7 protein-coding genes and 1 pseudogene are annotated in these 5,776 nt (G+C 66.5%); all 8 read right to left on the bottom strand.

All coding sequences use genetic code 11. From position 1 onward, the window contains the following. On the bottom strand, positions 1-441 hold a 441-nt coding region (locus WAW85_RS05990), incomplete at its 3' end, for a DegV family protein (RefSeq protein ID WP_422558725.1). Positions 442-500: 59 nt separating this feature from the next. Beyond that, the gene (octT, locus tag WAW85_RS05985; RefSeq protein WP_422558724.1) at positions 501-1,238 is read right to left on the bottom strand and encodes a diglucosylglycerate octanoyltransferase; all 738 of its coding nucleotides are present in this window, start codon (positions 1,236-1,238) and stop codon (positions 501-503) included. Positions 1,239-1,240: 2 nt separating this feature from the next. Next, complete coding sequence (locus tag WAW85_RS05980) at positions 1,241-1,954, bottom strand: histidine phosphatase family protein (RefSeq protein WP_422558723.1); 714 nt, start codon at positions 1,952-1,954, stop codon at positions 1,241-1,243. After that, positions 1,951-2,334: a ribosome silencing factor gene (rsfS, locus tag WAW85_RS05975; protein WP_422558722.1), complete on the bottom strand. Its 384-nt coding sequence runs from the start codon at positions 2,332-2,334 to the stop codon at positions 1,951-1,953. Before rsfS ends, WAW85_RS05980 begins: the two co-directional genes overlap by 4 nt. Further along, complete coding sequence (gene nadD / locus WAW85_RS05970) at positions 2,331-2,984, bottom strand: nicotinate-nucleotide adenylyltransferase (RefSeq protein WP_422558721.1); 654 nt, start codon at positions 2,982-2,984, stop codon at positions 2,331-2,333. The genes rsfS and nadD overlap by 4 nt, the downstream gene beginning before the upstream one ends. A gap of 62 nt (positions 2,985-3,046) precedes the next feature. After that, the gene (locus WAW85_RS05965; RefSeq protein WP_422558726.1) at positions 3,047-4,471 is read right to left on the bottom strand and encodes a VWA domain-containing protein; all 1,425 of its coding nucleotides are present in this window, start codon (positions 4,469-4,471) and stop codon (positions 3,047-3,049) included. Between the two features lie 104 nt (positions 4,472-4,575). Then, positions 4,576-5,478, bottom strand: a complete 903-nt coding sequence (locus WAW85_RS05960) for an AAA family ATPase (protein ID WP_422558720.1) — start codon at positions 5,476-5,478, stop codon at positions 4,576-4,578. Beyond that, a pseudogene (gene proA, locus WAW85_RS05955) lies at positions 5,475-5,776 on the bottom strand (gamma-glutamyl-phosphate reductase); the annotation flags it as partial. The pseudogene proA and the gene WAW85_RS05960, both read right to left, overlap by 4 nt.

Raw genomic sequence — 5,776 nt, 5'->3', positions numbered from 1 at the left:
GGCCCGCACGGCGGCCTCGTACACCCCGTCCCGGTCGGCCCCGTCGGCCGCGGCCTGCGCGGCCGCCAGCGCGGTCAAACCCACCGAGATTCCCGCCGCCCGCGAATCGACGACACGCAAGGAATCGCCCAATTCTTCGGCGGCGAGCCGGGCAGCCGCCCAGGTGCCCGACAGTCGGCGCGAAACGTGCACGCCCACCACCCCGTCCCCGTCGCTGCGCTCGAGCGCGTCGCGGTAGGCGTCCATCAGATCGTGCGGATTGACCCCCGACGTCGTCGCACCCGCCGTAGAGATCACGTCGCCGGGAATGTCGTCAAGGCCCTCAAGGTACTCGGTGCCGTCGGGCAGGGTGATGTGTAGGGGAACCTGCACGATTCCGTAGCGGTCCGCCAATGACGCGGGTAAGCGCGCAGAGGAATCAGTGACGACGGTTACAGGCACGCTTTACAACTTAGCCGGAACCGATCAGGCCGCACACGCCGGTCCACCCCAAGTCGACGTCAATCCAGGAGTGAATCCACTGCCGGGGCCACCAATTCGGCAAGGGCGGCGTGCGTGTGCAGGCCCCAGTGAATGCCGTCCGGATTCATGTCCTGCGCATCACCGCTGCCGTCCACGCCGAAGTCGCGGGCGGTGATCGGATAGAAGTCGACGACAGGCAGATCGTGCTGGGCCGCCCAATGCTCAATAGCCGAGCTGGTCGGCACCCGGCCGGGGTGTGCATGCCCGTAGTACGGGCTCGCGTGCGTTGGTGGCAGCGCGACGACGATCGGCAGGTCCGGCCGCAGATGCGAGATCGCCGCGCGGACTTTCTCGTAGTAGTCCACGGTGATCGCCGGCGGCAACGCCATCGGCCAGCCCAGCCGAGACAGCCGCGGCTGCAACCAGCCGTAAACCCCCCGTACCCCCTGGCGCAGCGAGGCCGGACGCAGGTAGCGGATCTGCTCGCGCAGTGCGGTCGGCAGCGGCGACGGTAACGAGTCCATCCCGCCATAGGCGAGGATCACCACGTCGGCTTCGGGTAGCGCAGCCCAGATCCGGGGATCCTGAGTCAACGCCCACCAGATGTCGCGGCTGGTCCAGCCGATCCGGGCGAACAACTCCACGCGGCGCCCGAGCGCGGCCCCGACCCGATTCGGCCAGATACGCTCGTCGTCGGCGGCCAGCCCACCGACCGGTCCGTAAAACGATAGGGAGTCGGCAAGGACCACAACGGTCCCGGCATCGTCGGCGCCCACCGCTACTGCACTCCGGTGTCGGCGGCCTCCGAGGAGGCATTCCAGACGTCCAGGCGCCAGGTCGGGTCGTCCCCCGGCAGGCTGTGCCCGGACAGCTGCACCCAACTGGTGTTCGCCAGACCGCCCAGAATCGGCCAGTTGGCGACCGGTAGGCCTAACAGACCGGCGGTCAGTGCAGCGATCACGCCACCGTGGGCGACCAGGACCACCGGAGCTTCCGGGTTCTCGCCCTGCCCCCAGTCAGCGATGTCGTCGAGCAGTTCGGCGACCACCGGAACCGCGCGCCGCGCCACATCGACCCGACTCTCACCGCCGGGCGGGGTCCACGTCGCATCGTCGCGCCAGATCCGTCGCGCACCGGGCATCGCGGTATCGACCTCGGTGTGGGTCAGTCCTTGCCAGTCGCCCAGATGCGTTTCACGCAGGCGTCGGTCGGTGGCGACGTCGAGCCCGGTGATCGCCCCGAGCGCAAGCGCGGTGTCGTACGCGCGCTGCAGGTCCGACGAGCGGATCAGCCGCGGTTCCCGCGCAGCTAGCACGCTGGCCGCGGTTCGTGCCTGCGCAGCACCCAGCTCGGTCAGCTCCGTATCGAGGTGGCCCTGCATCCGCCGCGCCGCGTTGTATGCGGTCTGCCCGTGACGCAACAGCACCAGGCGCCGGACAATCGGTGTGAGTCGCTCGACACTGGTGTCGCCCTGATCCGGTTCAAAGGTCATACCGGGTCCGACTCCGGGCGCTCCAGTCCCTCGATCTCCACGGTGGGGCCGTCGGCCCACAGCCGCTGCAGCCCATAAAATTCACGCTCGTCGTCGTGCTGGATATGGACGACGACGTCGCCGTAGTCGAGCAGCGCCCAGCGACCGTCGCGCACACCCTCACGGCGCAGCGGGCTGTGCCCGGCCGCGCGGAGCTGGTCCTCGATCTCCTCGGTGATCGCATTGACTTGCCGCTCATTGTCGGCCGAGGCGATCAGAAACAGGTCGGTGATGACCAGCGTTTCGGAGACATCGAGCACGACGATGTCGGTTGCCTTGCGGTCGGCGGCGGCGTTTGCGGCGATAGTGGCGAGCGCAAGCGCTTGCGGAGTGGCAGTCATGAGGGGTCCTTTCGATACAGACCGTGTTTGCTGACGTACTGGACCACGCCGTCAGGCACCAGGTACCAGATCGGGCGGTCGTCGCGCGCCCGCTTGCGGCAGTCGGTGGACGAGATCGCCAGGGCGGGGATCTCCATCATTTGCAGGGCGTGGGCCGGCTTGGTCTTCAAATGTTCGGCCAGGTGGGTGGCGTCGAGCTCATATCCCGGGCGGGACACGCCGATAAAGTTGGCGAGCTCGAACGACTCCGCCCAATTGTGCCAGGTCAGAATGGATTCCAGCGCATCGGCGCCGGTGATAAAGAAGAGTTCGTCGTTCGGGTACACCTCACGCAGGTCGCGGAGGGTGTCGACGGTGTAGGTGACGCCGTCGCGGTCGACGTCCACGCGGCTCACCGTGAAGCGCGGATTCGACGCCGTCGCAATCACGGCCATCAGATAACGATGCTCGGCCGGGGTCACCACCCGCGCGGCGGCCCCGTCCCGGGCGCCTTCCTTCTGCCACGGCCGTCCGGTCGGGACGAAGATCACCTCGTCGAGCCCGAAGCGGTGGGCCACTTCGCTGCCGGCCACCAGGTGCCCATTGTGGATTGGGTCGAAGGTGCCGCCCATGACGCCGATCCGGCGCGGAGACTGCGGAGCTTCTGACATGAACCGTGAGTTTACGCAGCTTCGTCGTCGACCAGCCGTGCGGTGTACCCAATATCGCTCGTCTACACGGGCAGCAGATTACCGATCACCTGACCGAGCTGCCCGGCGTTGCGGCACTCATACATCTCGATCACCTCGCCGTAGCGGCTCGCGATGGAATCGCCGGTGTCCCAGTTCTCTTTGCGCTCGGGGTTGAGCCAGTATGCGTTGCGGACCCGGTCGGTAAGCCGTTGCAAAGAGTCGACGCTGGCGAGCGCGTAGTTGTTACGGGCATCGCCGAGGATCAGGAGGGCACCGCGATGAGTCAGCGAATCGAGATAGTTGTCGGCGAACCCGCGCAGCATGTGACCGTAGTCCGAATGGCCGTCGCGCGTGCTGATCCGCGCTTGCGTCAACATCGTCGCCATCCGCTCGCCGAACTGATCGTCGGCCGCCGACCGGTCGAAGTAGTCGGTCACCTCATCGACGGTGTCAATGAACGCGAACACGCGCACGTTGGAAAACTGTTGGCGCAGGGCATAAACCAGCTGCAGCGTGAACGAGCTGAATCCAGACACCGAACCGGAGACGTCGCAGACCACCACCATCTCGGGCTTCCCCGGTCGCGACTTGCGGTGCCGCAACTCGATCGGCACACCGCCGGTAGACATCGATGCCCGCAGCGTCGACCGGACGTCGACGGCGCCGCGATGATTGCGTCGCCGCCGGAACTCCAACTTGGCGGCGAGCAAGCGCGCGATCGGCTCAATGGTGCGCTTTAGCTTCACCATGTCCTGCGGGTTGGCCGAGAAAAAGTCGATGTGTTCGGGCAGCTTCGGCACCGCGTATTCGGCGACCTCCTCGCGGCCGCGCAACGCCGACATCCGGCGCTGCACCTCGGTTTCCACCGCCGCGCGTAACCGTTGCGTCGCATCGCGGGCAGCACGACGATTCAGTGCGTCAGTACCCGCCCGACTTCCTTCTTCGCGCGAGATCCCCGCCGCCATGGACGCCGCGATCTGCGCAATCAACGTCTGCGGTGAGATCGCCGACATCGCCTGGTACACCGAGAAACTCTCGCCGCGGGCCGACTCGTACCGGCCGACCTCGGCCACGATCGCCGCCACCAACTGGTCGAACCGACCGTCACCTTGGGCGTCGTCGTCGGCCAGGATGTCGGCGGTCAGCTGCCGTAGTGCCGCGACGTCGACCTCGCCGGATTCGGTGTGCGGCACCGCGACGGCGCCTGCCCGCGCGGTGTGACCGAGTGGAAACCACAGCTCAAAGCAGCGGTCGAAGGTGTCGCGGTGCAGGTGTTCTGACAGCAAGGTGGCGGCCAGGCCTTCGCGTAGACTTTCCCGATCCAACAGGTCAAGGACCTCCAACGCCTGCCCCGCGTCGATCAGGTTGGACGGACCGACCACAATCCCCCGGTTGCGCAGATCGGCCACGAATCCGGTGAGGGTGTCGACGAGGATCTGCGTGGACCCTTCGACAGGCTCAGGGATCGGCAAACCGCTCCCCGATCCGCCCGATCCGCTCCCCGATCCGCCCGATCCGCTCCCTGAGCCGCCCGATCCGCTCCCTGAGCCTGTCGAAGGGTCCACCGCACTCAGTCCAGCTTCAGTTCCCGCACGGCGGTCAGCACGTCCGCGCGGTGCTTGAGGACGACACCCAGCGTGCGCTTGAGCATCGAATCGGAGACTCGGCCGTCGTGGTCCTCAGCTTGAACTCCGTTGACCATGGCGAGCAGCGTGTTTCCCCAGTCGATGGTCTCGGCGACCGACGGCTTCTTGCGAATATCCAGACCGCGCAGCACACCGACGATGCGGACCACCTCGGCAGCCAGGTTCTCCGGCAGCTCGGGCACCCGAGAGGCGAGGATCTCGCGTTCAAGTTCGGGATCAGGAAAGTCGATGTACAGGTACAGGCAACGTCGTTTGAGCGCCTCGGACAGTTCCCTGTTGGCGTTCGAGGTCAACAGCACAATCGGCCGTCGCTGCGCAGTCACGGTACCCATCTCCGGGATGGTGACCTGAAAGTCGGAAAGGATTTCTAGTAGCAGCCCCTCCATGTCGACGTCGGCTTTGTCGATCTCGTCGATCAGCAGGACCGTCGGTTCGGTGCGTGAGATCGCGGTCAGCAGCGGACGGGCGAGCAGAAACTCTTCGGAGAAGATGTTGTCTTTGGTTGCGTCCCAGTCGCGTTCGCCGGCAGCCTGAATGGCGAGGATCTGCTTGGCGTGGTTCCACTCGTACAGCGCCCGCGCCTCATCAATGCCCTCGTAGCACTGCAGGCGGACCAGATCGGCGCCGGTCGCCCCGGCGATCGCGCGGGCCAACTCGGTCTTGCCGACACCGGCCGGGCCCTCCACCAACAGCGGCTTCCCCAGGCGGTCGGCCAAGAAGGTGGCGGTGGCGGTCGCCTCATCGGCCAGATATCCGGTGGTGCGCAGCTTCCCGACGACGTCGTCGGGACTTGTGAACGACGGAACGATGCTTTCGGTGCCGGTCATGCCTGGCGCACCTGGCCGTCGCCCCACACAATCCACTTGGTGGAGGTGAGTTCGGGCAGTCCCATCGGGCCACGCGCATGCAGCTTCTGGGTCGAGATGCCGATCTCCGCACCGAAGCCGAACTGCTCACCGTCGGTGAAGGCGGTGGACGCGTTGACCATGACGGCGGCGGCGTCGACGCGCGCGGTGAACGCGCGGGCGGCGGCCTGATCGCCGGTGATGATGGCTTCGGTGTGCCCGGTGCCGTAGGTGTCGATGTGCTCGACGGCGGCATTCAGATCGTCGACCACCTTCAGGG

This window comes from Gordonia sp. (in: high G+C Gram-positive bacteria) (assembly GCF_049299075.1).
GTDB lineage: Bacteria > Actinomycetota > Actinomycetes > Mycobacteriales > Mycobacteriaceae > Gordonia.
The sequence above is the reverse complement of the archived record's forward strand: the minus strand, read 5'-3'. Positions and strand labels throughout refer to the sequence as shown.